The organism is Bradyrhizobium sp. B025 (assembly GCF_042257955.1).
In the GTDB taxonomy this organism is placed as follows: domain Bacteria; phylum Pseudomonadota; class Alphaproteobacteria; order Rhizobiales; family Xanthobacteraceae; genus Bradyrhizobium; species Bradyrhizobium diazoefficiens.
Window position 1 is genome coordinate 3,622,509 of sequence record NZ_CP170150.1, and the last position, 25,297, is coordinate 3,647,805.

The window sequence follows — 25,297 nt, forward strand, 5'->3', positions numbered from 1 at the left end:
TCGGCGAGCCGATCCGGGGATGGAACATGCAATGTTGGGAGCGTGATGAGGAGGCAGCGCAACGGGAACCAGATCTGCCCGCCGGTCGGGGCGGGGGTTGGTCGCATTTGGGAGCCAGGAGACTGCCGGACGAACTCGGCCTGCATGGTTCGAGACGCCCGCTTTGGCGGGCTCCTCACCATGAGGGGCAGACATCCCGCCGCAAAACGCGACCTCATCCTGAGGGCCCGCCGTAGGCGGGCGTCTCGAAGGATGGGCCGCGGGCGAGCTTCCCGCCACGCCTTCTTATGCGATCGCCCCGACATCGATGCCGGGGCGCCCGCAGACCAGCGAACAGTGATGCTCAGGAAGCTTCCTTGAGCACCGGCGAAGCCGATTCCTCGGCCTTGAGCTCCTCGAGGCTGCGATGCCGCGGCTCGATGCCGAGCGCCCAGACCGTGATGATCTGCACCACCAGCAGTCCGATCATCAGCGCCATCACGCCGGCCACGCCGCGCGTCTCGAACAGCGACACCACGAGGAATGGTGTGACGATCGTGGCGCCGCGCCCGAGCGTGTTGACGATGCCCGAAGCGCGCAGGCGGACCTCGGTCGGAAACAGCTCGGGGATGTAGATGCCGAACAGAAGCGCGACCAGGACGTAGATCGGCACCGTCAGCGCAAAGCCCACGGCCGGCAGCAGGATCGGATCGGAGATCATGGGGTAGAGGACGCCGAGCGCCACTGCGATCAGCGACGCGCCGATGATGGTCGGCTTCCGGCCCCAGCGGTCGGCGGTCAATGCGCCGATCGCCGCGCCGACGGGAGCGCCGAGCGCCATCAGCAGCGAGTAGCCGAACGAGGTTGCGATCGAGAGCCCTTGCTTGACGAAGAACACCGGGAGCCAGGTCACGAAGCCATAGAGCAGGGTGTTGATCGTGATCAGGCAGACGGCGCCGACGATCATCCGCGACAGCAAGGGAGCAGTGAACAGCGTGCCGAGATCGGGGGACACTGGGGCCGGTGCCGTAGCTGCGGGAGGAGGCAAGGGCTGGCCTTGCGCCGCCTCCTTCTCGATGGCCTGCATCAGCGCTTCCGCTTCAGCGGTGCGACCGACCGCTTCCAGCCAGCGCGGGGATTCCGGCAACGACTTGCGCATGTACCAGACGACGAGCGCGCCGACGCCGCCGAGCACGAACATGGAGCGCCAGCCGAACTGCGGCACGAGTACCGATGCGACCAGCAGGGCGACCGGCAAGCCGGTGACGACGCAGACGGCCGTGAAGCCGAGCCATTTTCCGCGGGTGCGCGCGGGCACGAATTCCGTCATCGTCGAATAGCCGACGACATTCTCCGCCCCTAAGCCGACCCCCATCACGAAGCGGCAGGCAATGAGGAAGGCCATATCAGGCGAGAACGCGGCGGCGAGGGAAGCGATGCCGAAAAGCAGCAAATTGAATTGATAGGTGAAGCGGCGTCCGTAGCGGTCGCCGAGAAAGCCGGTGCCGAACGATCCCAGCATCATGCCGACGAAGGTCGCGGAGATGAAAGCCGCGTTCTGGGCGAGCGTCGAAAAGCCGGTCTTCAGCGTCACGCTCAGCACGGTCCCGGCGATATAGATGTCGAAGCCGTCGAAAAACATGCCGATGCCGATCAGCAGCATGATGCGGCGGTGGAATGGCCCGATCGGCAGCCGATCAAGACGGCTGCCTGCGTTCACCGATGTCGACATATACGCTCTCCCTTGACTGTTATTCTGGTCGATGCGGCCCGCCTTCTGTGAGCGATCTGCCGCGTGCAATGTCTGCTAGTTGAGGCGCTTCTGGTTGGCCGTGTCGCGATACCAGTCGAACGGCTGCTCGTGGGTGGCGACCATCACGCTCTTGGTGTTGAAGTGGTCGTTGAAGCTTTCGGTGCCGCATTCGCGGCCGATGCCGGAATCGTCGACGCCGCCCCAGGGCGAGGCCGGATCGAGCCGATGGTGATCGTTGATCCAGACGATGCCGGCCTTGACCGAGGCGGCGACACGATGCGCACGGGCGACGTCGCGCGTGCGGATCGCGGCGGCGAGACCGAACGGCGAGTCGTTGGCAAGCCGGAGCGCGTCGGCCTCGTCCTTGAACGGCGTTACCGACGTGAAGGGACCAAACACCTCCTCCTGGAAGATGCGCATGTCGGATGTGACGTCGGCGAAGACCGTCGGCTCGACGAAATAGCCGTTGTCGTGGCCCGGCACCTTCGCGGCAACACCGCCGGTGACGAGACGCGCGCCGTCTTCGTGGCCGTAGCCCGCGTAGGTGAGAACGCGGTCGCGCTGCCGGGCGGAGATCACGGGGCCCATTTGGGTGCTCGCATCGAAGGGATCGCCGACGCGGATCGTGCGGGTCTTGGCCTGCAGCTTCTCGACGAATTCGTCATAGATGGTGGCCTGGACGATGTGGCGCGAGGCACAGACGCAGGTCTGTCCGGCGCCGATGAAAGCGCCGAACGCGGCGTAATTGACGGCGCGGTCGACGTCGAAATCGTCGAACACCATCACCGGCGTCTTGCCGCCGAGCTCCATGGTCTGATGTGCGAACACTTTTGCCGCCGCGCTGCCGGCGATGCGGCCGGCCTCGGTGCCGCCGGTCAGGACCAGCTTGTTGATGTCGCCATGTTCGGCCAGCATCTTGCCGGCGCTCTGGCCGAGGCCCAGCACGATATTGAAGACACCCGGCGGAAGGCCGGCTTCGGTGAAGATCTGCGCGAGCTTCAAGGTCGTCAGCGGCGTATATTCGGACGGCTTGACCACGGTGACGCATCCGGTCGCCAGCACCACGGCCAGCGACTTGCACAGGATCATCAGCGGATGGTTGAAGGGCGTGCAGTTGGCGACGATGCCGATCGGCGTGCGAAGCGTGTAGTTCAGATACGCGCCTTCCACGGGGATCACGGAGTCGCGGCGCGCCAGCGCAACGCCCGCAAAGTAGCGAAAGAAATCGGGCAGGCGGGAGAGCTGCGCGCGGGTCTCGTTGACCGGGCGGCCGTTGTTGAGGGTTTCCAGCCGGTACAGGCTGTCGAGATTGGCCTCGAAGGCATCGGCGAGCTTGTTGACCAGTCTGGCACGGGCGCGCGTATCCATGCCGCCCCAGGCCTTGCCTTCGAACGCGGCGCGCGCGCTCTTCATGGCGCGGTCGATGTCCTCGGCAGTTGAATTGGGAATGCGGGCAATGACGTCGCCGGTCGCGGGGTTGCGCACGTCGAGCATCGCGCCGTTGCCGGCTTCGACTTCACGTCCGTCGATGAAATTGCCGTGGGTTTCGACGTCGATCGACGCAGGTTTTGAAGGAATGTTCATGATGACCTCTCCTCGACGATGACGGCGTTGCGCTTGAGCGCCGGCAGAACGCGTTTTTCGGTGGCCCCGATATGAGCCTTGATAATGCGCGCCGCGGTTCGCGTCTCGCGGCTCTGCATGGCGTCGATCAGGGCGACGTGCTCGGCGACGAGCTTCGCGGGGTCGTGCCCCCTAAGGTTGGAGATGCTGACGCGGACCAGCCGGTCGGCCTGGCCGATCAGGTCGCACAGCGCCGTCGCCATCCGGCGATTGCCGGACGCGTGCGCCAGCGCGGAGTGGAAGGCGCGATTGTAGGCGATGAAGTCCTCGTGGTTGCCGGCGAAGCGGCGAAATTCATCGAGCGATTTCAGGACACTGTCGGGCGCGCTCTCGATCGCCTCGGCAACGCAGGCCGGCTCCAGCGCAAGACGGAAGCGCAGGAGGTCGCGGGCGTCCGCCAGCGAGATCGGCGTGACCCGGTAGCCCTGGCGCGGCTGTACCGTCACCAGATGCTCGCGCTGCAGCCGCAGAAGCGCATCCCGGACCGGTTGCCGGCTCACGTCATAGCGCTCGGCAAGGTCCTGCTCGCGCATTTCATCACCCGGCGCAAAGCGACAGGCTAAAATATCAGACCTGAGACGGTCGTAGATATTCTCGCGCAAAAGCATCATATTGTTGGTCTCCTTGGCGTTAATATCTCAGTCGTGATATTTCACGTCAAGAGCCAAATGCTTGAATTCCCTGACAGTTGATTTATCAATCAGCGCCTCCGCGGCGCGCCAGCGACCGACGAAGTGAGGGAAAGACCGGACATGGACAGGCTTCTTGCCAACGGGACCGTCAACGCCGCGCAATCGGGCGAGGGGCCGCCGCTGTTCCTCTTTCACTCGCTGTTGTCGGATCGCGCGAGCTTCGATGCGATCGTGCCTGAGCTTCAGAGGTCGTTTCGCACCATCGTGCCGGAACTGCCGGGGTTCGGCCGCTCGCGCCCGGTGGACGGCGGCCTTGCTGCGGTCGCGGACCGGATGGCCGAGGCCGTGCGCGAAGGCGCGGGCGGCGCGCCGGCGATCGTGCTCGGCAATGGTTACGGTGGGTTCGTCGCGTTGCAGATGGCGATCCGGCATCCGGAGATCGCCAGCAAGCTCGTTCTCGCCGACAGCGGCGCAGCGTTCTCGGAGCCCGGTCGCGAAGCGTTTCGCAACATGGCGAAGGCATCGCGCGAGAAGGGGTTGGAGGCCATCACTGACGTCGCGATGCGTCGCCTGTTTGCGCCCGAGTTCCAGGCGCAGCAAACGGAGTTGATGCAGGATCGTCGTGCCGCGTTTCTGCGGACGGATCCCGGCGTGTTCCGTGCCGCGTGCGATGCATTGGCGAGCCTCGATCTTCGAGCTGAGCTTGCCGCGGTGAAAGTTCCGGTCCTCGTTCTCGTCGGCGAGCACGACGAAGCGACGCCGCCGCCGATGTCGCGTGAATTGGCCGCCGGATTGCCACGCGCCGAGCTCAAGGTCATCCCGGGCTGCGCCCACGTGCCGCAGCTTCAATCGCCGCGACAGTTTCTCGGAGCTCTTCAAGGCTTCCTGTTTTGAAGACGCAGCGATGCCTTCCGAACGGTTAACGGTTTGGCTCGGCGGCGAATTCAGCTTTGGGGATCGTGCAATCCTGCGCCTGTCTTGCCCGACGTGTCAAACGTCCTCGCGGGCCAGGCGCGACCCCGCGCGGCAGGAAATTCCTCATTGATTTGTACTGTGCATGGGGTTGTTTTCGCGTTTTTTGTTTGGACCCCCAGGTAGCGACGATCGGCACGTCAGCCGTCTGCATTGAACCGGTAGTCCTAAGAGTTTTTACACACAGTTCTGGCACGCTCCGCGCGTCCATATCCGCACCCCGCATCGTCGCGTCTCATTGCGCGCACGAAAAGATGGAACCCGCGGGCATCGAGGGGGCGTTACCCATGACTGCACTTACTTCGGACGCCGGTCGTGCGAAGGGCGGGATCGTGCCGATCCTGTTGTGCGTCGTGCCGTTCAGCCAGATTCCGCTCGATGCCTATACGCCCGGCCTGCCGCAGATGGTGGTGGATCTTTCCGCCGATCCGGCGTCGATGCAGAACACCGTTACCGCCTACATGCTCGGCATGAGCCTCGCACTGGTGCCGGTCGGCATCGCCTCCGATACGCTCGGTCGCCGCAACGTCCTGCTCGCGGGGCTGTCGGTGCTCATCGCGATGAGCATAGCCTGCGCGCTCGCCACCAGCGCATCGCTGCTGCTTGCGCTGCGCTTCCTGCAAGGCGTCGGCGGCTGCACCTGCCTCGTCGTTGCCTATGCGGTCGCGGCCGATTGCTTTCGTGGCCGCGAGCTCACCGCAATCTCCGGCCTGCTTGGCGCGGCCTGGGGACTTGCACCGGTGCTTGCGCCCACGGCCGGCGGCTTCATCGTCGAGCTGACGTCGTGGCGCGGAGTGTTCGTCATCATCGCCATTGCCGCGGCGATCGTCGCCGCGATCGTCGTGCTGTTGCTGCCCGAGACGTTGCCGGCGGAGCGGCGGGCACCGTTCGATCCGCGCCGGACCGCCGGCATCCTCCGCGAGGCGCTGGTCCGTCCGGGCTTCCTGGCCTTCGTGCTGGTCTTTGCGGCGGCGGCGAGCGCGCAGCTGGCGTTTGGCGTCGTCGCGCCCTTCTTCTACCAGACCGGCCTCGGCTATTCGGCGGCCATCTACGGCCTCGTCGCGCTCGGCCTTGGCGGCGTCAATCTCGCCGGCGAGCTCGGCTGCGCACATTTCGCTCGCTTCATGCCGGCCCGCATGCTGGGGTTTGGCGCTTTCGCGCTGTTTCTTGCAGGCTCCGCGGTCCTGACCGTAACAGGCATGACCTTCGGTCTCGATTTCGCATCGATCACGATCGGCGGCGCGCTGGTGCTCGGCGGCTGCGGAGTCCTGTGCCCGATGATGTACGGCATGGCGCTCGGCCTGTTCGAGCGTGACCACGGCCTGATCGGCGGCCTCATCAGCGCACTCTGCTATCTCGCGGTGAGCGGCGCCATGGCGATCGCGGCGGTGCTGCCCGAAGCAACGCAGGCGCCGATCGGCTGGCTTTATCTCGGCCTCTGCACTGTTGCGGGCACGCTGCTCGCGATCTCGCTGCCTGCGGCGCGCCACGCCACACAGACTTAAGGAAGGAACCAGTTCATGACCACCGTCGGTATTCGCGGCACGTTCTTCGATTTCGTCGACGATCCCTGGAAGCACATCGGCAACGAGCAAGCGGCTGCGCGCTTTCATCAGGACGGCCTCATGGTCGTCACCGACGGCGTCATCAAGGCGTTCGGTCCGTACGAGAAGATCGCCGCCGCGCATCCGGGCGTTGAGATCACCCATATCAAGGACCGCATCATCGTCCCGGGCTTCATCGACGGCCACATCCATCTGCCTCAGACCCGCGTGCTCGGTGCCTATGGCGAGCAGCTCTTGCCGTGGCTGCAGAAGTCGATCTATCCCGAGGAGATCAAGTACAAGGATCGCAACTACGCGCGCGAAGGCGTGAAGCGTTTTCTCGATGCACTGCTCGCCGCCGGCACCACCACCTGCCAGGCCTTCACCAGCTCCTCACCGGTCGCGACCGAAGAGCTGTTCGAGGAGGCAAGCCGGCGCAACATGCGCGTGATCGCGGGTCTCACCGGGATCGACCGCAACGCGCCGGCCGAATTCATCGATACGCCCGAGAATTTCTATCGCGACAGCAAGCGGCTGATCGCGCAGTATCACGACAAGGGCCGTAACCTCTACGCTATCACGCCGCGCTTCGCCTTCGGCGCCTCGCCCGAGCTGCTGAAGGCGTGTCAGCGCCTCAAGCACGAGCATCCGGACTGCTGGGTCAATACCCACATCTCCGAGAACCCGGCCGAATGCAGCGGCGTGCTGGTCGAGCACCCGGACTGCCAGGATTATCTCGGCGTCTACGAGAAGTTCGACCTGGTCGGCCCAAAGTTCTCCGGCGGCCACGGCGTCTATCTCTCGAACAACGAATTCCGCCGCATGTCCAAGAAAGGCGCGGCGGTGGTGTTCTGCCCGTGCTCGAACCTGTTCCTCGGCAGCGGCCTGTTCCGTCTCGGCCGCGCCACCGATCCGGAGCATCGCGTGAAGATGTCGTTCGGCACCGATGTCGGCGGCGGCAACCGCTTCTCGATGATCTCCGTGCTCGACGACGCCTACAAGGTCGGCATGTGCAACAACACGCTGCTCGACGGCAGCATCGATCCGTCGCGCAAGGACCTCGCGGAAGCCGAGCGCAACAAGCTCTCGCCCTACCGTGGCTTCTGGTCGGTCACGCTCGGCGGCGCCGAAGGCCTCTACATCGACGACAAGCTCGGCAATTTCGAGCCCGGCAAGGAGGCCGATTTCGTCGCGCTCGATCCGAACGGCGGCCCGGTCGCTCAACCCTGGCACCAGTCGCTGGTCGCCGACGGTGCTGGTCCGCGCACGGTCGATGACGCCGCGAACATGCTGTTCGCTGTCATGATGGTCGGCGACGATCGCTGCGTCGACGAGACCTGGGTGATGGGCAAGCGTCTCTACAAGAAGAGCTGAAGCGGACGCGATGAACGGATCACCCGATACGGCCGGCCAGCCGGTCGCCCTCGTCATCCAGCGCCGCATCGCCGACGACGGCTTTGCGGCGTTTGCGCGGTGGAACGGCGAGGTCGGCGAGGTGCTCAAGACCTGGCCCGGCTTTCTCAGCCAGGAGGTGGTGCCGCCGCAGCCGCCGGCGCATGTGGACTGGGTGACGATCGTGCGCTTCGCGAGTCCGGCGGCGGCGCGCGCCTGGCTTCAGAGCGAGGTGCGGGCGAAGCTGATTGCGGAGATACAACGCTTCTTCGTTGGTTCGGAGGACGTCCATATCCTGCCCGACACCGGAGTGCAGCGCGACAGCGCGGTCTCCGCCGTGATCTCCTTCAAGGTGCCGGCAGGATTGGAGGACGCTTTCCTCACCTGGCAGCAGCGCATCCAGGCCGCGGAAGCCGAGTTCAAAGGATTTTTGCGGCACAAGATCGAGCGGCCGATTCCGGGCCTGCACGATGAGTGGATCGTCATCCTGTCATTCGATAGCGATGCCAACCTCAGCGCATGGCTCGACTCGCCGTTGCGGCAGACACTGCTTAGGGAGGGCGCGCGCTTCAACGCGGGCATGAACGTGAAGCGGGCGAGCTACGGCTTCAATTTCTGGTTCCCGGCCGGCAAGACGCAGGCTCCGGAGCAGGGGCCTGCGTTGATCTGGAAGAGCAACCTCATCGTCCTCCTGGTGCTCTATCCCGTGGTCTACCTCTGGGGCTATTTCGTCAGCGCGCCCTTGATCGACAGCCACGGCGTGCCGGTCTGGCTGTCGCTCTTCGTCGGCAATCTCGTCAGCACCCAGCTGCTCGGCTGGTGGCTGGTGCCGGCCGCCTTCAGGGCGTTGGACTGGTGGGTGACGCCGAAGGCGACGCTCGGTCGCCAGATCGCGGGCTACGCGCTGCTTGCCGCGCTCTACGCCGCGTCGATGGGTCTGTACGCGCTGCTGCTCGCGTGGCATTGGGGGCGGTGAGATCGTCCACCGTGCGCGCCGCTCCGGTGCTGTCGGGGAGAGCGGCGGTCTCTGGACACTGACGAGCATGTTCGCCCTGACATTTCTCGGGACCTCGGCCAGCGTTCCCTCGGCGGAACGCAACCATCCGGCCCTCCTGGTGGAGGCCGCGGGCAAGCGCATCCTGATCGATTGCGGCGAGGGCACGCAGCGTCAGTTGCTGCGCAGTGGCGCCGGCTTCCGGCGGCTCGACCGCATCCTGCTGACGCACGCTCATCTCGATCACGTGCTCGGCATCCCCGGTCTCTTCTCGACGCTGGGCTTGCGGCAATCCTCCGATGTGATGACCATTCATGGCGGCCCGGGCACGCTCGACATCGTCATCCGGATGCTGGCGGGCCTGTGGGGCGCGGGCAGGGCGCCGATCCCCGTGGAGTTCGCAGCGCTGACCGAAGGCCAGGTCATCGATGCCGGCGACTTCACCATCGACTGCTTTCCGGTCCGCCATCGCGACACCGACAGCTTTGGCTTCGTATTCCAAAGCCCCGCGCGCCGTCACCTTCTGTCCGATCGCCTCGCCTCGCTCGGTGTGCCCGACGGTCCCTTGCGCGGCGAATTGGCCCAAGGACGGCCGGTCGTGATCGAAGGCGGCCGGACGATCGATCCGGAGGACGTCCTGGGGCCGCCGAGCGGCGGCAGGAAGCTCGTCGTGATCGGCGACACCGAGACCACCGAGGGGCTGTCGCAATATGTCGCCGACGCCGACATGCTGGTGATCGAGGCGACGTTTCTCGATCGCGACGCGTCGATCGCGCGGGACTACGGCCACCTTACCGCAGCAGAAGCAGCCGCCTTTGCGGCCGCGAACAATGTCGGACAGCTCGTGCTGACCCATATGTCGGGACGCTACGAGGACGAAGAGATCCTGGCCGAGGCGGCAAGGATCTTCCCGAACAGCCGGATCGCCGCCGACTTCGATCACATCGTCGTCTAGTCCGCCGCCCTCAGCCCGACAATCCCGACTTGATCGCGATATCCTGCACCTGGCGCGTCAACTGCGTCAGTCGCGGCAGCGCCTGGTCGCGAAAGGCCGGCATGTCCATGCGCATCGCGTCGATGGTGACGCTCAATCCCCCGATCACGACACCCTGGGCGTCGAAGATCGGCGTGGCCAGCGTCCGCAAGCCATAGGCGTTCTCGCCGTCGGAGACGGCGTGGCCCTTCTTCTTCACCAGGTCGAGCCGGGCGAGCAGGGCGTCGAGATCGGTCAGCGTTCGCTCCGACAGCTTGACGCGAGGGCGCGCTTCCAGTCGCTCGATCTGCTCGTCCCGCGGCAGATGCGCCAGCATGACATGGCCGAGCGCGGCGCTGTAGGCGGGAATGCGCGAACCCGGCCGGCGATCCATCTTGTGGCGGTCGAGGCCGGCGCCGACGCGCGCGAGATAGATCACGTCGCCGCCGTCGAGGATGCCGAGCGAGGCCGCATCGCCCACGTCAGGCACGAGGTCGCGCAGCAGCGGCTCGACGATGGCTCGCAGCGATCCGTGCGACAGCACGGTGTAGCCGAGGTCGAGACAGGCGAGCCCGAGGCGGAACCGGCGGTTTTGCGGAACCGGCTGGAGATAGCCGAGCTCGATCAGGGTCTGGATCAGCCGGAACGCGGTCCCGCGATCGAGATCGGCGCGTGCGGCGACTTCACTCAAGGTGAGCTCGAAGGCCTCGCTGGTGAAACTCCTGAGCACGGCAAACGCCTTGCCGACGGAAGCGACATAATTCTTGGGATTCTTTGGGCTAGCTTCAGGTTTGCGCTTCGCGGCCTTCCTTTGGACCTTGGCCATGCTCGAATGCCCCCGTCATGACAGCATCACCCTTGACGCAGGGGTGCGCTGATTTTACTGACAGTATCAGTAAATAACAAATGTTCGCATTCCGAACAATATCGATTTGGCGATCGGAGGAAGTTTTGTCGACATCATCGCTGCACCCTCATGGCGTGTTCTCCGCCGCGCTGACGCCGCTCGACGCCGAGCTCGCGCCCGATCACGCGCGTTTCGTGGAGCATTGCCGCTACCTTCTGGATGAGGGCTGCAACGGCATCGCGCTGCTCGGCACGACCGGCGAGGCAAACTCCTTCTCAGCGGCCGAGCGCACCGCGCTGCTTGAAGCCGTGGTGGCCGCCGGCATCGCGCCGCAGCGGCTTCTGCCCGGCACCGGCGTTGCCGCGCTCACCGAGACCATCGCGCTGACGCGTCACGCGCTTTCGGTCGGCGTCGATACCGTGGTGATGCTGCCGCCGTTCTACTACAAGAACGTCAGCGATGACGGCATCTACGCCTCCTACAGCGAAGTGGTGCAGCGCATCGGTGATGCGCGCCTGAAAGTCGTGCTCTACCACTATCCGCAGATGTCGGCGCAGCCGATCTCGCATGCGCTGATCGAACGGCTGCGCAAGGCCTATCCGGCCGTCTTCACCGGCATCAAGGATTCGTCCGGCGATTTCGCCAACATGACCGCAATGGTGGAGCGCTTCCCCGGGTTCGCGGTCCTGGGTGGCGCGGACCCGTTGATGCTGCCGTTGCTGCGCAAGGGCGGCGCGGGCTGCATTACCGCGACGTCCAACCTCGTCGCGCGCAGTCTTGCCTACGTCTACAAGCACTTTCGCGACGGCGATGACGATCCGGCCCTCAAGGCGGCGCAGGCGCGCATCGTGAAGGCGCGCGAGCTGGTCTCGCGGTTCCCGCAGATGGCATCGCTGAAGGCGCTGGTGGCCGAGCGCACCGGTCACGCCGGATGGCAGCGGCTGCGGCCGCCGCTGGAGTCGCTGCCGCCGGCTCAAATGAAAGAACTGCTCGCGGATGCTGCTGCATTCGCTGCCGCCGCCGTCTAGACTTGGCGCGGGCGACGAGGCGATCCGATGTCCGATTCTTTCCAGGGTGCGTTGGCCGGGCTCGCTGATATCGTCGGCGACAAGTACGTCATCGCGTCCGGGCCCGACCAGGAGCCCTATGTGGTGGACTGGCGCGGGCGCTATCACGGCCGCGCCGTGGCGGTGGTGAAGCCCGGCTCGACCGCCGAGGTCGCCTCCGTCGTCAAGTTCTGCGCGGCAAGGCGGCTCGCGATCGTGCCGCAGGGCGGCAACACCGGCATGTGCGGGGCGGCGACGCCGGACGATCGCGCGGGCAATGTCGTGATCCGGCTCGACCGCATGCGGGCCGTGCGCGACGTCAGCCCGCTCGCCAACACGATCACCGTGGAGGCCGGCTGCATCCTCGCCGAGGTGCAGAACGCGGCCCGGGACGTCGATCGCTATTTTCCCCTGAGCCTCGGTGCCGAGGGCTCCTGCCAGATCGGCGGCAATATCTCGACCAATGCCGGCGGCACGGCCGTGCTGCGCTACGGGCCGACGCGCGATCTCGTGCTCGGGTTGGAGGTCGTGCTGCCCGACGGGCGCGTCTTCAACGGCCTGCGCGCGCTGCGCAAGGACAACACGGGCTACGCGCTCAAGCAGCTCTTCATCGGCGCCGAAGGAACGCTCGGCATCGTCACTGCGGCGGTGCTGAAACTGTTCGCGCCGCCGCGCAGCTCGGCTTTGGCGCTATTGAAGTTGCAGGGCGTCGAGCAGGCGCTCGAGCTCATGCAGCGCCTGCGCGGTGCCGTCGGCGACCGGCTCGGCAGCCTCGAGATCATGTCGCGGTCGCAGATCGAGGCGATCGCGAAGACGGTGCCGCATGTCACGATCTCCTTCGAGCTGACGACGCCGTGGTATCTGATCGTCGAGCTGACCGACACGCTCGCAGGCGTGGACCTGAGCGAGCCGCTGGCCGCGGTGCTTGCGGAGGCGATGGACGCGGGTCTTGCTGAAGACGCCATATTGGCCTCCAACCTGGCGCAGGCGAAGGCGATCTGGGCGGTCCGGCACAGCGTGTCCGAAGGCAACAAGCGCAGCGGTTACGTGGTGTCGCATGACAGCGTCGTGCCGCTGGAGCGCCAGGCGGCCTTCGTCAACAATGTCGAGGCCCGGATCAAGGCCGCCGTGCCGCATGCGAATGTGGTCATGCACGGCCATATCGGCGACGGCAACATCCATGTCGTGGCGCTGATCGATCGCGCGCATTGCCAGGACCCGGATGCGACGGCCGAGCTGGTGGCCGAGATCAACGAGATCGTCGACGACGAGACCGCGGCGCAAGGTGGGGCCATCAGTGCCGAGCACGGTATCGGGATCACCAATCGCGGCCGGCTCGCCCGCGTCGCCGATCCGCTCGACATCGAACTGATGCGCGATATCAAGCATCTGCTCGATCCGAATGGCCTGATGAATCCGGGCAAGATTTTCGCCGCAGGAGGCGTGCGCCGATGACGAGCGTCCGCCTGCTTGCCGACGACCTCACCGGTGCGCTCGACACCGCGGCGGAGTTCGTCGGCCTGTGCGGATCGTTCGACGTTACCTGGCCGGAAGCGCCCCCGACGCAGGGCTCCCGGAGCCTTGCGATCGACAGCGGCACGCGGGAGCGCTCCAAGGCCGAGAGTGTCGAGATCGTCGGGCGGCTGGCGCCGCAGCTCCACGGGGCGACGATCGGCTACAAGAAGGTCGATAGCCTCCTGCGTGGCGCATGGGCGGCAGAGCTCGGCGCCTGCCTGCGCAACGGCCATTGGGCATCTTGCGTGGTCGCGCCCGCCTTCGACTATCAGGGACGCCGGACCGTCGATGGCCAGCAATTCGCGCGTACGGTGCAAGGCGACTGGCATCGCGTCGGCGACAATCTCCTCGCCCAATTGCAGCTCGAGGGCATCGAGGCGCGGCAGGGGCAGGCCGACACGCTGGCGCAGGCCGGCGTTCAGGTCTTCGATGCCGAGAGCGACATCGATCTCGATCGTGTGGTGGAGATGGGACGGCGCATGCCGGGGCCCGTGCTGTGGTGCGGAAGCGGCGGCTTGGCCGGGGCGCTCGCCCGCAGCCATCGTGCCGACGCGCCGAGCCAGTTGAAGCTGCCGGTGCTGGGACTGTTCGGCTCGGACCAGGCTGCCACGGCGTCGCAGCTCGCCGCATGCGGCGAGGCGACCATCGCCCTTGCGGAAGGTGAGGGCGCGATGCGTGTCCAGCGCAAGCTGGCCGGTGACGGAATCGCATTGGTCAAATTCTCTCTCGCCGAAGGCCTGACGCGCGCCGAGGCGGCGCGGCGGATCGCGCGCGAAATGACGGCGCTGATCGCGGCGCTCGATCGACCCGGCACGTTGATCGTCGCCGGCGGCGAGACCCTGAAGGCCGCATGCATTGCCCTTGGCGCGCATGCCCTCCAGGTGACAGGACGCATCGTGCCGGGACTGCCGCGTTCAGTGCTGCAAGGCGGGCGCTGGGCCGGCGTTGACGTCGTCTCGAAGTCCGGAGCGTTCGGCACCCGCGAGCTCTGGCGCGATCTGCTCCGGGACAATCATCTGCTCAGAATGGAGAGTCCGACATGACCTCTCGTCATCTTGCCGTCACCATGGGCGATCCGGCCGGGATCGGGCCGGAGATCATCGTCAAGGCCTGCCTCGGGCTGAAGGACCGGATCGCGACGGGCGATCTGCGCCTGCTGATCATCGGCAGCGGCGCGGCGCTGGACGGTGCGAAGGCCGCGCTCGGCACCGACGTTGCCATCCCGCAGGTGTCGGCGGACGATCGCGAATGGCCCAACCTCTGCTACCTGCAGGCCGACGCCGAGGGCGATCCGATCAAGCCGGGCGTGCTCAGCGCCGATGGCGGCCGCTTCGCCTACAAGGCGATCGAGCAGGGCGTGCGTCTGACGCAGGAGGGCCGGACCGCGGCCATCGTCACGGCCCCCCTCAACAAGGAGGCCCTCAACAAGGCCGGCTATCATTTCCCCGGCCATACCGAGATGCTGGCCCATCTGACCGGCGTGCGCGGCTCGGTGATGCTGCTCGCCCATGGCAACATGCGCGTCAGCCATGTCTCGACCCATGTCGCGCTGGAAGACGTGCCGAAGCGTCTGACGCCGGAGCGGTTGCGCATGGTGATCGACCTCACCAACGATGCGCTGCGCCGGCTCGGCATTGCCAAACCAAAGATCGCGGTCGCCGCGCTCAACCCGCATGCGGGCGAGGGCGGCCTGTTCGGCCGGCAGGATATCGACGTGTCGGCGCCGACGATCGCCAAAGCGGTCGCGGACGGTCTAGATGTCATCGGTCCCGTGCCCGGCGACACCATCTTCGTCAAGCTGCGCGCCGGCCAGTTCGATGCGGCGGTCGCGATGTATCACGACCAGGGGCATATCCCCGTCAAGCTGCTCGGCTTCCAGGTCGATCCCGCGACCGGTCGCTGGCAGGAGCTCTCCGGCGTCAACATCACGCTGGGCCTGCCGATCATCCGCACCTCCGTCGATCATGGCACCGCCTTCGACATTGCCGGCAAGGGCATCGCCAACGAGCACAGCCTGATCGAGGCCATCGACTATGCCGAACGGCTGGCCGCTGGCGCCTCCGCATCCAAATCATGAGATCGACCGCACGATGACCAACGCCTTCACGCCCATCGAAATCCTTCGTCCCACCATCCTGGAATTCGGCAACGGCACGATCACGGCCGCGGCGCGCTTCGCCGAGCGGACCGGCGCCAAGCGGCCGCTCGTGATTTCCGATGCGTTCAATGCGCGCCGCATCGACATGCTGGCGTTGCCGGGTGCGGTGAAGGTGTTCGGCGACGTCAAGCCTGAGCCGGACCTGCCCAATCTCGAGAAGGCGGTGGCGATGGCGCGCGAGGCCAAGCCCGATCTCGTGGTCGGCTTCGGCGGCGGCAGCGCGATGGATCTCGCCAAGCTGGTCGCGGTGCTCTGCACGTCCGACGTGGCCTTTGCCGACATCGTCGGGCCAGAGAAGGTGGCCGGCCGCAGCGTGGCGCTGATGCAGATCCCGACCACGTCGGGCACCGGCAGCGAGGCCGGCACCCGTGCGCTCGTCACCGATCCCGTCAGCCAGAACAAGCAGGCCGTGCAGAGCCGTTTCATGCTCGCCGACATCGCCATCGTCGATCCGGACTTGACGATGACCGTGCCGAAGGAGGTCACTGCGGCCACCGGCGTCGATGCGCTCGCGCATTGCGTCGAGGCCTATACCAGCCGCAAGGCGCATCCGACGATCGATCTCTATGCGCTCGAGGGAGCGCGGCTGGTCGGGCGCTATCTCAAGCGCGCGGTGGCCGACGGCGGCGACCGCGAGGCGCGCGCCGGTCTTGCCCTGGCTTCGCTCTATGGTGGCTACTGCCTTGGACCGGTGAACACCACCGCCGGCCATGCGGTGGCCTATCCGCTTGGCACGCGCCATCATGTCGCGCACGGGCTCGCCTGCGCGGTGATCTTCCCGCACACGCTGGCCTTCAACATGCCGGCGGTCGAGGCGAAGACGCGCGCAGTGCTCCAGGCGCTCGGACTGCCGGAGCAGGGCGATGCGAAACGCGCGTTCGACGCGACTTACGAGTTCTGCAGGGATCTCGGGATCGAGATGCGGCTGTCCGCGCTCGGCGTGCCCAAGGACGACCTCGGGGTGATGGCCGACGAGGCGCACGCCATTCGCCGCCTGCTCGACAACAACCCGCGCGATCTCGGCCGGGATGCGATCCACGGGATGTACGAGGTCGCGTTCTAGGGTCTGTACCTAAATAGCGCCACGTGATTCTCTTGCCTACGTGTTGATTCGGGGGCGAGAGAATGCGCGCTGGTTTGTTTTGGCTGAACGACAGGCAATGGGCGCGTATCGAACCGCATCTGCCGAGGGGACTGACGGGGCCGGATCGGGACGACGACCGACGCATCGTCAGCGGCATCATTCACATGCTGCAATCGGGTGCACGATGGCGTGATTGTCCACGTGAATACGGCCCTTACACGACGATCTACAATCGCTTCAATCGCTGGGCCAAGCGAGGACGATGGTGCGCAATCTTCGAAGCGCTGGCCAAGCCTGGCGAAGACGGCGTCGTACTGTCGCTCGACTCGACCTCGATTAAAGCTCACCGGTGTGCCTCCGGCGGAAAAGGGGGGAGCACAATCAAGCAATCGGCCGCTCGCGCGGAGGCCGCACGACAAAAATCCATGCGCTGAGCGATCCGCTCTGCCGGCCGGTCGTCCTGCATCTGACTCCAGGCCAGGATGCCGATATCGCTGCGGCTCCCGATGTCCTGGCGCTCGCGCCACCCATGAGCGTGCTCCTCGCCGACAAAGGGTATGATGGCGACAAGCTTCGCGGCGCAATCATTCGTCGTGGCGCCAAGCCCGTAATCCCCAATAAATCTAACCGTGTCGTCATCCATCGCTTCAACAAACGCGCCTACAAAGGACGAAATGTCATCGAACGCTGCTTTTGCAGGCTCAAGGACTTCCGGCGCATCGCCACGCGATATGACAAGCTCGCCCGTAATTTTTTGGCCGCTGTTCATCTCGCCGCTCTCGTCGCATATTGGCTCAATTGAGTCTGGACCCTAAAACACCCGCCGCGCGCGGCGGCCAATCAATAACACAGTGAAAACAGAGGAAACTTCGATGAGATCGATGTGGCTTGTTCTTGCCTCAGTGATGCTGCTGGCGACGTCGCCGGCGAAGGCGCAGGACGGCTATCCGTCCAAGCAGGTGACGGTGATCGTTCCCTTCGCCGCCGGCGGCACCGCTGACATCTTCGCGCGCATGGTCTCCAACCATTTGCAGGTCAAGCTCGGCAAGCCCTTCGTGGTGGAGAATGTCGGCGGCGCCGGCTCGATCCTCGGCGTGACACGGCTGGCGAAATCGGCGCCTGACGGCATCACGCTCGGGCTTGCCAGCACGTCGGCGCTCGCCATCAACCCCTCGCTCTATGGGCCGAAGCTCAGCTACCAGCCGGACAAGGATCTGGTGCCGGTCGCCCAGATCAGCGTCGTGCCCAACGTTCTCGTCGTGAACCCCAACAAGATCAAGGCGCGCACCGTGCCGGAGCTAATCGCCTATCTGAAGGCGAATCCGGACAAGGTCTCGTTCGGCTCGGCCGGCGTCGGTACTTCGCAGCATCTGGCCGGCGAGCTGTTTCAGCAGATGACCGGCACGAAGATGGTGCACGTGCCTTACAAGGGCTCCAGCCAGATGCTGACCGATCTCCTCAGCGGTCAGATCGATCTCGCCTTCGACAACGTGCCGCTGCTGCTGCCGCAGGTGAAGACCGGCCAGCTCGCGATGCTTGCGACAGCAACGCCGAAGCGCGCCGCGTTCGATCCGGAAGTCCCGGCAGTCGCCGAATTCCTACCGGGCTTCGAGGCGGTCGCCTGGCACGGCTTCCTCGTCCCTGCGGGCACGCCGAAGCCGATCGTCGAAAAGCTCTCGGCCGAGATCCGCGCCTTCATGCAGCAGCCGGACACGGTGCAGAAGATGGCCGAGCTCGGCGCGGCTGCGGTCGCGGTGGATTCGGAGCCGTTCGCAGCCTACATCACCGCAGAAACGGCGCGCTGGAAGAAGGTGATCGAGGCCGCGAACATCAAGCTGGAGTAGGGGGCAGGCGTTCACTCCAAGGCTTGGCTGGCGCGTGTCGCCGACCAAGCTGTACCGCGCATGCGAGAACCAGCGCGATCGACCTCCAGGCGGAAGCCGTCCGGCATTCGCGGCGCGTCGCCGTCGGCCGGGATGTTGCAGGCCGGGCAGGGTGCGCCGGCGCCGCCGCAACCGCATGCGCGCGGGCCGTCCCATGGGTAGTCCGGGTGGTTCTCGCATACGCAGCCGAGATCGTCACAGGCCGTGCACTTAGCCACGGCCGGCGATTCGCAGCGGCAGCGCCAGTTGCACGCCGATCGCGCGGCCCAGCTGGCTTTCGATGAAATCGCGCAGCGCCTCCGGAATATCGCAGGCGCCAAGCTGAACGCCAAAGCCTATGGTCGGTGTCAGAGTTGTGGCCAGATCAGTAGCGGTATCGCCCAGGCGCGCGCCTCCAATTTGGATAGCAGCGTCCGTTGTCATAGTTGAAGTCGTACCCATCGGGGCAGGATCCGTACCCATAGGCTCTATAGCCTTGATAGTCCGGCTGCGGTCGGGCATAGGTACCTGGCGCTTTGTATTCGTTAGGATAACAGCGCCCATTGGAGTAGTTGAAATCATAGCCGTGCGGACACCCGCCACTCGGCGAGCCTGGAAACTGAGCCATGGCCGATGAGACTGATCCTAGGATTGCCAGCGCCAGAATTGCAGCACGAATAAACACTGTTCTCTCCTTTTGATTGATCTTCAACGAAGGGCGTGGATACGGGTTCCAATAGGCAGATTACGCCTATGATATGCAACGCTTATTGAATGGGGCATTCATCAGCCGTTCAGCTGCTACGTTGGATTGTGAGATTTCTCGATCTCTATTGACGCAAGACGTTCAGTCAACCAATTTCCGGCCCTCGGGCAAACTGTTAGAGCGCGCCGCGAAGCCGATGGGACTGAGAATTGCCAATTTTAGGGATAGCCTCAGGCGCCGTCCTGTAATTTGTTCTCTACCGGTCGTTTCATTATTGGCATTCCGAAGAGCCGCATGATCGGCTCATCGCGGTGATGATTGAGGGGGCCAAGTGGGGAATGAGCTGGCTCCACTAACCTCCAAGCCCTCCGACAGCGTTACTGGCGGATTGCCGTCGTCTTCAGGGGCGAGCGGTTACGGTTCGAAACGAAGCCATTCTCCGCAGTATCCAGCGAGCGAGTTGTTTGTGTCGGGCTTCGGTGACCATGGCGAAGAGCCAAGCGACGAAATTTGAGATGAGGATCGCCAGCACGAATCTCACCCAGAGCGGCGACGTCAAGTGCCAAACGACGATCTTCACTATCGTGAAGTGGATTAAGAACAGGCTATAGGAATAACCTGCGAAGAACCCGACGATTGATTGAAATCTTCGGAGCCAGTTTTGGCCCTGCGCTGCGATCGCAAGACTCACAAAAAACAGCGCAAAATAGGGTTGTGCAGCTAGCGCGTACTCGTCGCCGCGCACATGAGAGCCGCGCCACTTCCAGAACAACGGGATAGAGAGTATGGCGCAGGCGACTGTCACCAGCCGATCGATCCTCATATTGATCGCGACGAAGTACCCGCCGAAACCCAGCAACCAGAGCACGAAGAGGCCGTGGGACGCGTCCGGCCTCTCAGCAAAATGGAACAGTGGAACGGTGGCGGTTGCGATTGCCAGCACGAGGCCAGCGATCTGGTCGCGACCTTTGCAGAAGAAGAACAGGCCGCCGACGAAGAAGTAGATGTGAAATTCGATGGCGAGCGTGCTGAGCTGGCCGGCTGAGCCGAATGTGTCTCCGCCCCACCTACCAGGATAACCCTGCAGCATCACCAAGTTCTTCAAAAAGCTTGCCGCGCTGTCGAGTCGAAACCGCTCAACTCCGAGCGCCCAGGCGGAATAGTCCAGTACGGCGATCAAGATCAGCACCGGCGCGTATGCGGAGTATATGCGGGCGAAGCGCTCGACGGCATAGTTCAGCAGGGAATAATCATCAGCTTTGGTTCGCTCGTGGAGCGTGAATGCGATGACGAAGCCGGACAGCACGAAAAACAGAAGAACGCCGATATCGGGGATTAGCGTCTGCGTAGCCCCGCCGAAGAACGTGAAAGTCAAATTCCAAGTGTGCCCGACGCAAACCATTTGGGCGGCGAGCGCGCGGAGGAGATCCAGCAATGTGGAAGTATCGTTCTTCGTTCGATCGAGGCTGAACATTTTGATCTGCGTGGCGGCTTCGTGCTTTATGGAGCGTCAGCAAGTATCCGGTCATACGGCCCGCGCTCATGTAACTCAAGGCAATCGTTCTCCTGCCGGTGCCGAACTCGCTGCCTTGCCCGTTTCCAGGTTCAGCTCCGGCGCGTATTCGGAGAAGCTGTTCGCCGGCACCAGGCAACGGCTCTCCGGCTTCAACCAGCGACGCCAGTGTGGCGACGTCGTGTTACGCTCGTTGGTGACGGGGGGCCCCTTGATGCTCGGCGGCGACGGCATGCCCGGCGCATCATGGCAAGCTCGCACTCGCCGTTGTCGGCGGCACGCACCACGGGCGCCGGATTGTCCTGGAAGGCCGAGGGCATCGCCGCCAGGTTGCCGACGTAGCGATTGACGACGCGAAACAGCGCGCTGATCGCCGCCTGGCTGGCGGTGACGCTCTAGAGATTGCACATCGTCAGGAGGCCTTCTTGATGCGGCGAGATGGTGCGGCGGGTTGCGGATCGCCGGCCTGACGCAGGACGATCAAATCCGGCCGGCGCTTCTTCGCTGGCACGGACTGCCGTACAGAAGTTACGCATGAGCGCGACCTGCCGATCGCGCGGCTGCGTGAGTCGTCGCGCGTCCTCGAGACGTTGTGCGGAAGGTGACTTCCGCCTTGCGGATCTCACGGGCGTAGTATTTGCGATCGCCGCCGGAAAGCGGTGGCGCCTTGATGATGCGGGCGGCGGACATGGCGCCGAGTCATAGGACGAGAACGCAAGGCGAACAAGCCGCGATAGTCACAGAGGGGCTGGACCGCGAACGCCGAGGCGGCTATATGAGCGCCAGCGCGCCGCCGATTTGCAAAACTTTTGCTCCGGCTTGCAAAAACTTCCGAAGAAAGACTTGTAATATCAAGTGCTTCGGTGGGGAATGGTGTAACGGTAGCACAACAGACTCTGACTCTGTTTGTCTTGGTTCGAATCCAGGTTCCCCAGCCAGTTCCTAAGTCCATGAAACTGTTGAATTATTTGGCCTGAAGTCCCTTCGATTTCGGTCGCTTTTGTGTTGCGCCTGTCGCGCAAAAATCATGTGTGAATTCAAGCACTCAAGTCCAGTCAAGGCGGCTCGGCGCGACACGGGGTGCGACACGCTGTGAATAGGTCGGATAGTCCCCGATCAGCATGTTGAGTGCGAAATGCACGTGTCAACATTGGGCGTTGATTCGCGGGGACGGGACACTTACTGCCGTGCTGACTGATATATTTTCTAATCGCTATAAGAGCACGCCGCTATGGCACACGTTCACGGCGTCCGAGCAGACCCTCCTGGTGCAAATGTATCGGATTTTTTCCGAACAAGTGTGCCCGTTTGACGAGTCCACGGAACAGAACAAGAGGCTCTGGGCCGATCTACAAAGCCGCATCTCGATGGAGCTGGGAAGAGAATCGCTCTCACCACTGACTTATAACTACATGGGCCAGTGGAACGGTCAGCCTCACCACTACTACGGCACATGGACAATCGGTCAGGTCTGTAAGACTTGGTTTCTAGAGACTTTTGACGGCGCGATGTCCGCTGACCTTTTTCTAAAACAGCGGGTCAGTTTTATCGAGGTTGCGTTTCGCCTCGTCGAGGAGCGTCTTTCGGTAATTAATTCAAACTTGCCAGCTGCTATGAAAGCGGCTGACCAAACTATAGCGAGAAAAAATATTCGAGGCATCGTGCCTCGAAAGCCAAGTGAGACGGTCAAAGCGAATAACGAGGCTATCAACCTCGCCTTCCGCAATGCCGTGGACGAATTGAATGCTCGATTCCGTCACGCGGGGTGCAACCTGAATTACCACAATGGTTTCGTTCAAATCGCACGCGACGACCGACTCGAAAGCGAAATTGAGAAGCCATTCTGGCAGTTGGTCTCGGCGCCGAAGTGGAAGAATGTTGACACCGATATGAAGGAGGCATTTGACCGCCGGGACAACGACGATCGCGATCCGGCTTTTTACGCGGCTCGCGCGCTCGAAAGCGCCATCAAGATTATCTCCGACGACAAGGGGTGGACACACGGCAAAGAAAAAGGCGCCCACAACTACATCGACAATCTCTCTAGCAAAGGATTCGTTTCAGGTTGGGAAGCGAACGCGCTGAAGCACATCTTTACCACTGTTAGAAACCCACTAAGTCACGGACCGGGTTCGGCAGAGATGCCAGCTCTTTCGAGATATCAAACGGAATGGGTTATCGACAACAGCCTAAGCTGGATCAAACGGTTGATCCGAGCGACTTGAAGAGCGTGCAAAATCCGCAGTCTAGTCGTGATCATTTTGTGGACCAGCTCGCTTAGTTCTTTCGCAATAGGCTCGCGCCCTAGCACCCCTAAACCTGCAATGGCTGCCGACTGACGGTCGGCCTGTTCGTCGCGATGAACAGCGCAATGCAGATTGCCAAAATTAGGTCATCATGCGCCCCTGATCGGGCGTTGTAGGTGACGCGTCCGCTTTCCGACACCTTGCGCCCGAAATCCCGCAACTCGTCCTTAAGCGCTGCCGACTCCATCAGATCAGCGGCAATTTTCAGTTCGCCGCTGTGCATCCGCGATTCCAACCCCGAGACAAGAAATCCCTTCGGCACATGGTGCGTGTCGCCCCCGTTCATCGTCACTTCGTTGCCGGCAGTGATCAGAACCTTTTGCGGTCTCAGTCCGGCCCGCTCGAATTGATCGGCAACGGGGCGACCGCAGCCCGTGAAATCCAAAGCGAACGTCGCGCCGACCAACGGTTCGCGCCCAAGCAGGTTTGCCACGTGCTCGATTTGCTGCGGGTACGGCATGCCCAGTGGCAAGCGTTCCAAATGCCGAACTAGAAACCGTTCGATCTTGGTTTGGCGCAGCACACGGTTCTTATCGTCGCGCACGTGATCGCCGGGGATGACCTTGTAATTGAGCGCACAGATGGCGCTTGGATCGATGGACTGGCCAACGTCGAGGCCCACGATCCATTCGTCGCGCGGGCGCACATCGGTACGTCGCCAGCCAGACGGGTCAACCATTGTCATCATTTCCATAGCTGTCTCACTTCGGGGTCAAACATCATTTCCACCAGGCTCGAATTGAATGCTGCGATGTCCGAGTCTAGGAATTCGCAAAGGTATTCTTCGCGGAATTTCGTCTCGCCAAGGTTTTTGCGCTCGCGTGCCAGGAATTCGGGCGTGATGCGATCGCACGATCCCAATTCGACATGGATGCGGTGCCAATCGGGGTCATTGCTGGTCCACGTCTCGTAAAAAACGCCGCGCTTGCCTTTCGGGGTCGACAAATAGACGAGCTGACCGCGCGTGTTTGTGGCCAGCATCGGCCGAACCGCCGTAATCAGAGCGTCCGAGCACCGGGACGTTTCGTCGATGATCGCGAGGCGCACGTTTGCCAAGCCGCGGAGCGTGTCGCCGTCATTGTCACCGGGCAGCGCCAGAATCCGGCTCTTGTTCTCAAGCTCGATTCGACGCGCGGCGTCGCCGATCAGGGAAGGAGCATTCTCGATGCGGCCGTACGCGCTGCGCGCCCGTCGGACGAATTCATCAGACAGGCGCTGTGCGGGTGACACGATCAGAACCAAGCTGTCGGGCTCTGCCGTCGCCACCGAAAGCGCCTTCATGACGGCCGCCTCGGTTTTCCCGTGCTGCCGGGGAATGAGCATGGCGACCTGTGGCGCGTTCGAGCGCACAAAGTCAGCCTGCCACGGGTCGAGATCAATATCCGCGTCCTGTGCGAGCAGCGCAGGATCCAAGGCGCGGGCAAAGTCGGTGGCCATCAGCACGGCGGCGGTACCGGGCAGGGCGGAGGCGTCGCTGGCGTGACGTCGATGACCAGGGGCGGCTTGCCGGCGCGCTGCGTGATCGCCGCGGCAGCGTCGGTTTCCAACCGGTGCAGGGCCGCGCCCACGGCCCGTGATGCCTCGGGGAAGGGGCGCAGGGCGTTGACGATCGCCTGGCGCACGGCCAGGTAGTCCGCGCTGATCAGCAGCGACGTCGACCGGACGTCGTGCCGCTGCACGATCATTCCCAAAAGCTTGCCGACCAGGGCCAGGTTGCCAGTGATGGCGCTCTCAGCGCTGATGGCGGCTTTGATGTCGCCGAAGTCGATGGCCGTTGCCACATGCTGTTGCAGGCGAGCGCGCTGGTGCACGAGCTGCGACAGCAAGCCTTCCTGCTCGCTCGCCTGCAACGCCTCCAAGTCAATCTCGGTGGGCTTCTGTGCAGTCAGGATCGCCGCGCGCATGGCCGGGCTGACGTGGTTCGCTGCATGGCGGCCTACCGCGTCGGCGCTCACATTGAAGCGGCGCGCGAGCGCGTTGTGCGCGATGCCATGCGCAAGGCCGATCTCGATCTGATGTCGGGATTTGTGCTTGCAAATTGAACACGTTGGGCCGGTCTTGCCCATGACTGAACTCACCTGCGATTTGGCACCGCGAATTGCGCCGTCGACCTGCATCACCGGCCGAAGGCGCAACATGGGCGCATCATGATTTGGAGAATCGAGTTATTTCAGTCAATTAACATGCGAGTAGAAGATATAAAATCCGTTAATCGGCCAGAGCGTGCGCGACAAGGCCGGAAAAGCGGCGCGGATTGAACATTGTCCACGCCGTCACCGCTTCAGCGATCCGGTATGTGGAATCGGTGGAGTCGGTGATCCGCCATTGCCCCCCTTTTTCCCATACCAACGTACTCTGCTTTAGTAGCTGCTGTTCAGTTTCAGGTAGACACGTAGGA

22 protein-coding genes, 1 tRNA gene and 1 pseudogene are annotated in these 25,297 nt (G+C 63.7%); 14 read left to right on the forward strand and 10 right to left on the reverse strand.

Going from position 1 to position 25,297, the window contains the following annotated elements; all coding sequences use genetic code 11:
• Positions 1-343 precede the first annotated feature (343 nt).
• From ACE10W_RS16515 to ACE10W_RS16525, 3 genes are all read right to left on the reverse strand, one after another.
• The gene (locus ACE10W_RS16515) at positions 344-1,711 is read right to left on the reverse strand and encodes an MFS transporter (RefSeq protein WP_304552724.1); all 1,368 of its coding nucleotides are present in this window, start codon (positions 1,709-1,711) and stop codon (positions 344-346) included.
• A gap of 75 nt (positions 1,712-1,786) precedes the next feature.
• A complete protein-coding gene (locus ACE10W_RS16520) occupies positions 1,787-3,316 on the reverse strand; it encodes an aldehyde dehydrogenase (RefSeq protein ID WP_304552725.1) in 1,530 nt (509 codons plus the stop codon).
• Positions 3,313-3,963 carry a GntR family transcriptional regulator gene (locus ACE10W_RS16525; RefSeq protein WP_304553777.1) on the reverse strand — a complete coding sequence of 217 codons (651 nt, stop codon included), beginning with the start codon at positions 3,961-3,963 and terminating at the stop codon, positions 3,313-3,315. Before ACE10W_RS16525 ends, ACE10W_RS16520 begins: the two co-directional genes overlap by 4 nt.
• A 144-nt stretch (positions 3,964-4,107) precedes the next feature.
• Between ACE10W_RS16525 and ACE10W_RS16530 the strand changes: the two genes are divergently transcribed.
• From ACE10W_RS16530 to rnz, 5 genes are all read left to right on the forward strand, one after another.
• Positions 4,108-4,881 carry an alpha/beta fold hydrolase gene (locus ACE10W_RS16530; protein ID WP_304552727.1) on the forward strand — a complete coding sequence of 258 codons (774 nt, stop codon included), beginning with the start codon at positions 4,108-4,110 and terminating at the stop codon, positions 4,879-4,881.
• A gap of 365 nt (positions 4,882-5,246) precedes the next feature.
• Positions 5,247-6,464 carry a multidrug effflux MFS transporter gene (locus ACE10W_RS16535; RefSeq protein WP_304552728.1) on the forward strand — a complete coding sequence of 406 codons (1,218 nt, stop codon included), beginning with the start codon at positions 5,247-5,249 and terminating at the stop codon, positions 6,462-6,464.
• 15 nt (positions 6,465-6,479) lie between these two features.
• Complete coding sequence (gene guaD, locus ACE10W_RS16540; RefSeq protein ID WP_304552729.1) at positions 6,480-7,877, forward strand: guanine deaminase; 1,398 nt, start codon at positions 6,480-6,482, stop codon at positions 7,875-7,877.
• Positions 7,878-7,887: 10 nt separating this feature from the next.
• The gene (locus tag ACE10W_RS16545; RefSeq protein ID WP_161535291.1) at positions 7,888-8,871 is read left to right on the forward strand and encodes an antibiotic biosynthesis monooxygenase; all 984 of its coding nucleotides are present in this window, start codon (positions 7,888-7,890) and stop codon (positions 8,869-8,871) included.
• A gap of 67 nt (positions 8,872-8,938) precedes the next feature.
• Positions 8,939-9,844 (forward strand): ribonuclease Z, encoded by a 906-nt coding sequence (gene rnz / locus ACE10W_RS16550; RefSeq protein WP_304552731.1) that lies wholly within the window; start codon positions 8,939-8,941, stop codon positions 9,842-9,844.
• A 10-nt stretch (positions 9,845-9,854) separates the two neighbouring features.
• Here rnz and ACE10W_RS16555 read toward each other — a convergent pair whose 3' ends face one another.
• Positions 9,855-10,688 (reverse strand): IclR family transcriptional regulator, encoded by an 834-nt coding sequence (locus tag ACE10W_RS16555; protein WP_304552732.1) that lies wholly within the window; start codon positions 10,686-10,688, stop codon positions 9,855-9,857.
• Positions 10,689-10,813: 125 nt separating this feature from the next.
• On the opposite strand from ACE10W_RS16555, the gene ACE10W_RS16560 reads away from it, so the two are divergent.
• From ACE10W_RS16560 to ACE10W_RS16590, 7 genes are all read left to right on the forward strand, one after another.
• On the forward strand, positions 10,814-11,737 hold the full coding sequence (locus tag ACE10W_RS16560) for a dihydrodipicolinate synthase family protein (RefSeq protein WP_304552734.1): 924 nt from the start codon (positions 10,814-10,816) through the stop codon (positions 11,735-11,737).
• 27 nt (positions 11,738-11,764) lie between these two features.
• A complete protein-coding gene (locus ACE10W_RS16565; RefSeq protein WP_304552737.1) occupies positions 11,765-13,210 on the forward strand; it encodes an FAD-binding oxidoreductase in 1,446 nt (481 codons plus the stop codon).
• Positions 13,207-14,313 (forward strand): four-carbon acid sugar kinase family protein, encoded by a 1,107-nt coding sequence (locus tag ACE10W_RS16570; protein WP_304552739.1) that lies wholly within the window; start codon positions 13,207-13,209, stop codon positions 14,311-14,313. Before ACE10W_RS16565 ends, ACE10W_RS16570 begins: the two co-directional genes overlap by 4 nt.
• Positions 14,310-15,347: a 4-hydroxythreonine-4-phosphate dehydrogenase PdxA gene (pdxA, locus tag ACE10W_RS16575; protein ID WP_304552741.1), complete on the forward strand. Its 1,038-nt coding sequence runs from the start codon at positions 14,310-14,312 to the stop codon at positions 15,345-15,347. Before ACE10W_RS16570 ends, pdxA begins: the two co-directional genes overlap by 4 nt.
• 13 nt (positions 15,348-15,360) lie before the next feature.
• A complete protein-coding gene (locus ACE10W_RS16580; protein ID WP_028170942.1) occupies positions 15,361-16,491 on the forward strand; it encodes an iron-containing alcohol dehydrogenase in 1,131 nt (376 codons plus the stop codon).
• Between the two features lie 62 nt (positions 16,492-16,553).
• A protein-coding gene (locus tag ACE10W_RS16585) for an IS5-like element ISBj2 family transposase (protein WP_110115815.1) occupies positions 16,554-17,314 on the forward strand; the annotation gives its coding sequence in 2 pieces (ribosomal slippage) (positions 16,554-16,893 and positions 16,893-17,314; 762 coding nt in all).
• 70 nt (positions 17,315-17,384) lie between these two features.
• On the forward strand, positions 17,385-18,356 hold the full coding sequence (locus tag ACE10W_RS16590) for a tripartite tricarboxylate transporter substrate binding protein (RefSeq protein WP_028170943.1): 972 nt from the start codon (positions 17,385-17,387) through the stop codon (positions 18,354-18,356).
• 249 nt (positions 18,357-18,605) lie between these two features.
• Here the strand turns inward: ACE10W_RS16590 and ACE10W_RS16595 are convergent, their stop codons facing one another.
• From ACE10W_RS16595 to ACE10W_RS16605, 3 genes and pseudogenes are all read right to left on the reverse strand, one after another.
• The gene (locus ACE10W_RS16595; protein WP_304552747.1) at positions 18,606-18,836 is read right to left on the reverse strand and encodes a hypothetical protein; all 231 of its coding nucleotides are present in this window, start codon (positions 18,834-18,836) and stop codon (positions 18,606-18,608) included.
• Positions 18,837-19,480: 644 nt separating this feature from the next.
• Entirely contained in the window at positions 19,481-20,554 is a 1,074-nt protein-coding gene (locus ACE10W_RS16600) for an acyltransferase (protein ID WP_304552749.1), read from the reverse strand.
• Between the two features lie 114 nt (positions 20,555-20,668).
• Positions 20,669-20,964, reverse strand: a pseudogene (locus tag ACE10W_RS16605) (SOS response-associated peptidase); the annotation flags it as partial.
• 493 nt (positions 20,965-21,457) lie between these two features.
• Between ACE10W_RS16605 and ACE10W_RS16610 the strand changes: the two are divergent.
• A tRNA-Gln gene (locus ACE10W_RS16610) sits at positions 21,458-21,531 on the forward strand.
• A 249-nt stretch (positions 21,532-21,780) separates the two neighbouring features.
• On the forward strand, positions 21,781-22,818 hold the full coding sequence (locus ACE10W_RS16615) for an AbiJ-NTD4 domain-containing protein (RefSeq protein WP_375762608.1): 1,038 nt from the start codon (positions 21,781-21,783) through the stop codon (positions 22,816-22,818).
• A gap of 88 nt (positions 22,819-22,906) precedes the next feature.
• Here ACE10W_RS16615 and ACE10W_RS16620 read toward each other — a convergent pair whose 3' ends face one another.
• The 3 genes from ACE10W_RS16620 to ACE10W_RS16630 are packed head-to-tail and all read right to left on the reverse strand — an operon-like array spanning position 22,907 to position 25,037.
• Complete coding sequence (locus tag ACE10W_RS16620) at positions 22,907-23,593, reverse strand: hypothetical protein (protein ID WP_375762609.1); 687 nt, start codon at positions 23,591-23,593, stop codon at positions 22,907-22,909.
• A complete protein-coding gene (locus tag ACE10W_RS16625) occupies positions 23,584-24,336 on the reverse strand; it encodes a terminase large subunit domain-containing protein (protein ID WP_375762760.1) in 753 nt (250 codons plus the stop codon). Before ACE10W_RS16625 ends, ACE10W_RS16620 begins: the two co-directional genes overlap by 10 nt.
• Positions 24,336-25,037, reverse strand: coding sequence for a hypothetical protein (locus ACE10W_RS16630; RefSeq protein WP_375762610.1), 702 nt, complete (start codon positions 25,035-25,037; stop codon positions 24,336-24,338). The genes ACE10W_RS16625 and ACE10W_RS16630 overlap by 1 nt, the downstream gene beginning before the upstream one ends.
• Positions 25,038-25,297: the final 260 nt, after the last annotated feature.

What these genes read in the sequence shown, in the direction of transcription:
- ACE10W_RS16565 (WP_304552737.1), top strand. Translation starts at nt 11,765, where the DNA reads ATGTCCGATTCTTTCCAGGGTGCGTTGGCCGGGCTCGCTGATATCGTC.
- ACE10W_RS16555 (WP_304552732.1), bottom strand. Translation starts at nt 10,688, where the DNA reads ATGGCCAAGGTCCAAAGGAAGGCCGCGAAGCGCAAACCTGAAGCTAGC.
- ACE10W_RS16590 (WP_028170943.1), top strand. Translation starts at nt 17,385, where the DNA reads ATGAGATCGATGTGGCTTGTTCTTGCCTCAGTGATGCTGCTGGCGACG.
- ACE10W_RS16625 (WP_375762760.1), bottom strand. Translation starts at nt 24,336, where the DNA reads ATGGCCACCGACTTTGCCCGCGCCTTGGATCCTGCGCTGCTCGCACAG.
- guaD (WP_304552729.1), top strand. Translation starts at nt 6,480, where the DNA reads ATGACCACCGTCGGTATTCGCGGCACGTTCTTCGATTTCGTCGACGAT.
- rnz (WP_304552731.1), top strand. Translation starts at nt 8,939, where the DNA reads ATGTTCGCCCTGACATTTCTCGGGACCTCGGCCAGCGTTCCCTCGGCG.
- ACE10W_RS16515 (WP_304552724.1), bottom strand. Translation starts at nt 1,711, where the DNA reads ATGTCGACATCGGTGAACGCAGGCAGCCGTCTTGATCGGCTGCCGATC.
- ACE10W_RS16535 (WP_304552728.1), top strand. Translation starts at nt 5,247, where the DNA reads ATGACTGCACTTACTTCGGACGCCGGTCGTGCGAAGGGCGGGATCGTG.
- ACE10W_RS16630 (WP_375762610.1), bottom strand. Translation starts at nt 25,037, where the DNA reads ATGTTGCGCCTTCGGCCGGTGATGCAGGTCGACGGCGCAATTCGCGGT.
- ACE10W_RS16520 (WP_304552725.1), bottom strand. Translation starts at nt 3,316, where the DNA reads ATGAACATTCCTTCAAAACCTGCGTCGATCGACGTCGAAACCCACGGC.
- ACE10W_RS16620 (WP_375762609.1), bottom strand. Translation starts at nt 23,593, where the DNA reads ATGGAAATGATGACAATGGTTGACCCGTCTGGCTGGCGACGTACCGAT.
- ACE10W_RS16525 (WP_304553777.1), bottom strand. Translation starts at nt 3,963, where the DNA reads ATGCTTTTGCGCGAGAATATCTACGACCGTCTCAGGTCTGATATTTTA.
- ACE10W_RS16545 (WP_161535291.1), top strand. Translation starts at nt 7,888, where the DNA reads ATGAACGGATCACCCGATACGGCCGGCCAGCCGGTCGCCCTCGTCATC.
- pdxA (WP_304552741.1), top strand. Translation starts at nt 14,310, where the DNA reads ATGACCTCTCGTCATCTTGCCGTCACCATGGGCGATCCGGCCGGGATC.
- ACE10W_RS16530 (WP_304552727.1), top strand. Translation starts at nt 4,108, where the DNA reads ATGGACAGGCTTCTTGCCAACGGGACCGTCAACGCCGCGCAATCGGGC.
- ACE10W_RS16595 (WP_304552747.1), bottom strand. Translation starts at nt 18,836, where the DNA reads ATGGGTACGACTTCAACTATGACAACGGACGCTGCTATCCAAATTGGA.
- ACE10W_RS16570 (WP_304552739.1), top strand. Translation starts at nt 13,207, where the DNA reads ATGACGAGCGTCCGCCTGCTTGCCGACGACCTCACCGGTGCGCTCGAC.
- ACE10W_RS16600 (WP_304552749.1), bottom strand. Translation starts at nt 20,554, where the DNA reads ATGTTCAGCCTCGATCGAACGAAGAACGATACTTCCACATTGCTGGAT.
- ACE10W_RS16580 (WP_028170942.1), top strand. Translation starts at nt 15,361, where the DNA reads ATGACCAACGCCTTCACGCCCATCGAAATCCTTCGTCCCACCATCCTG.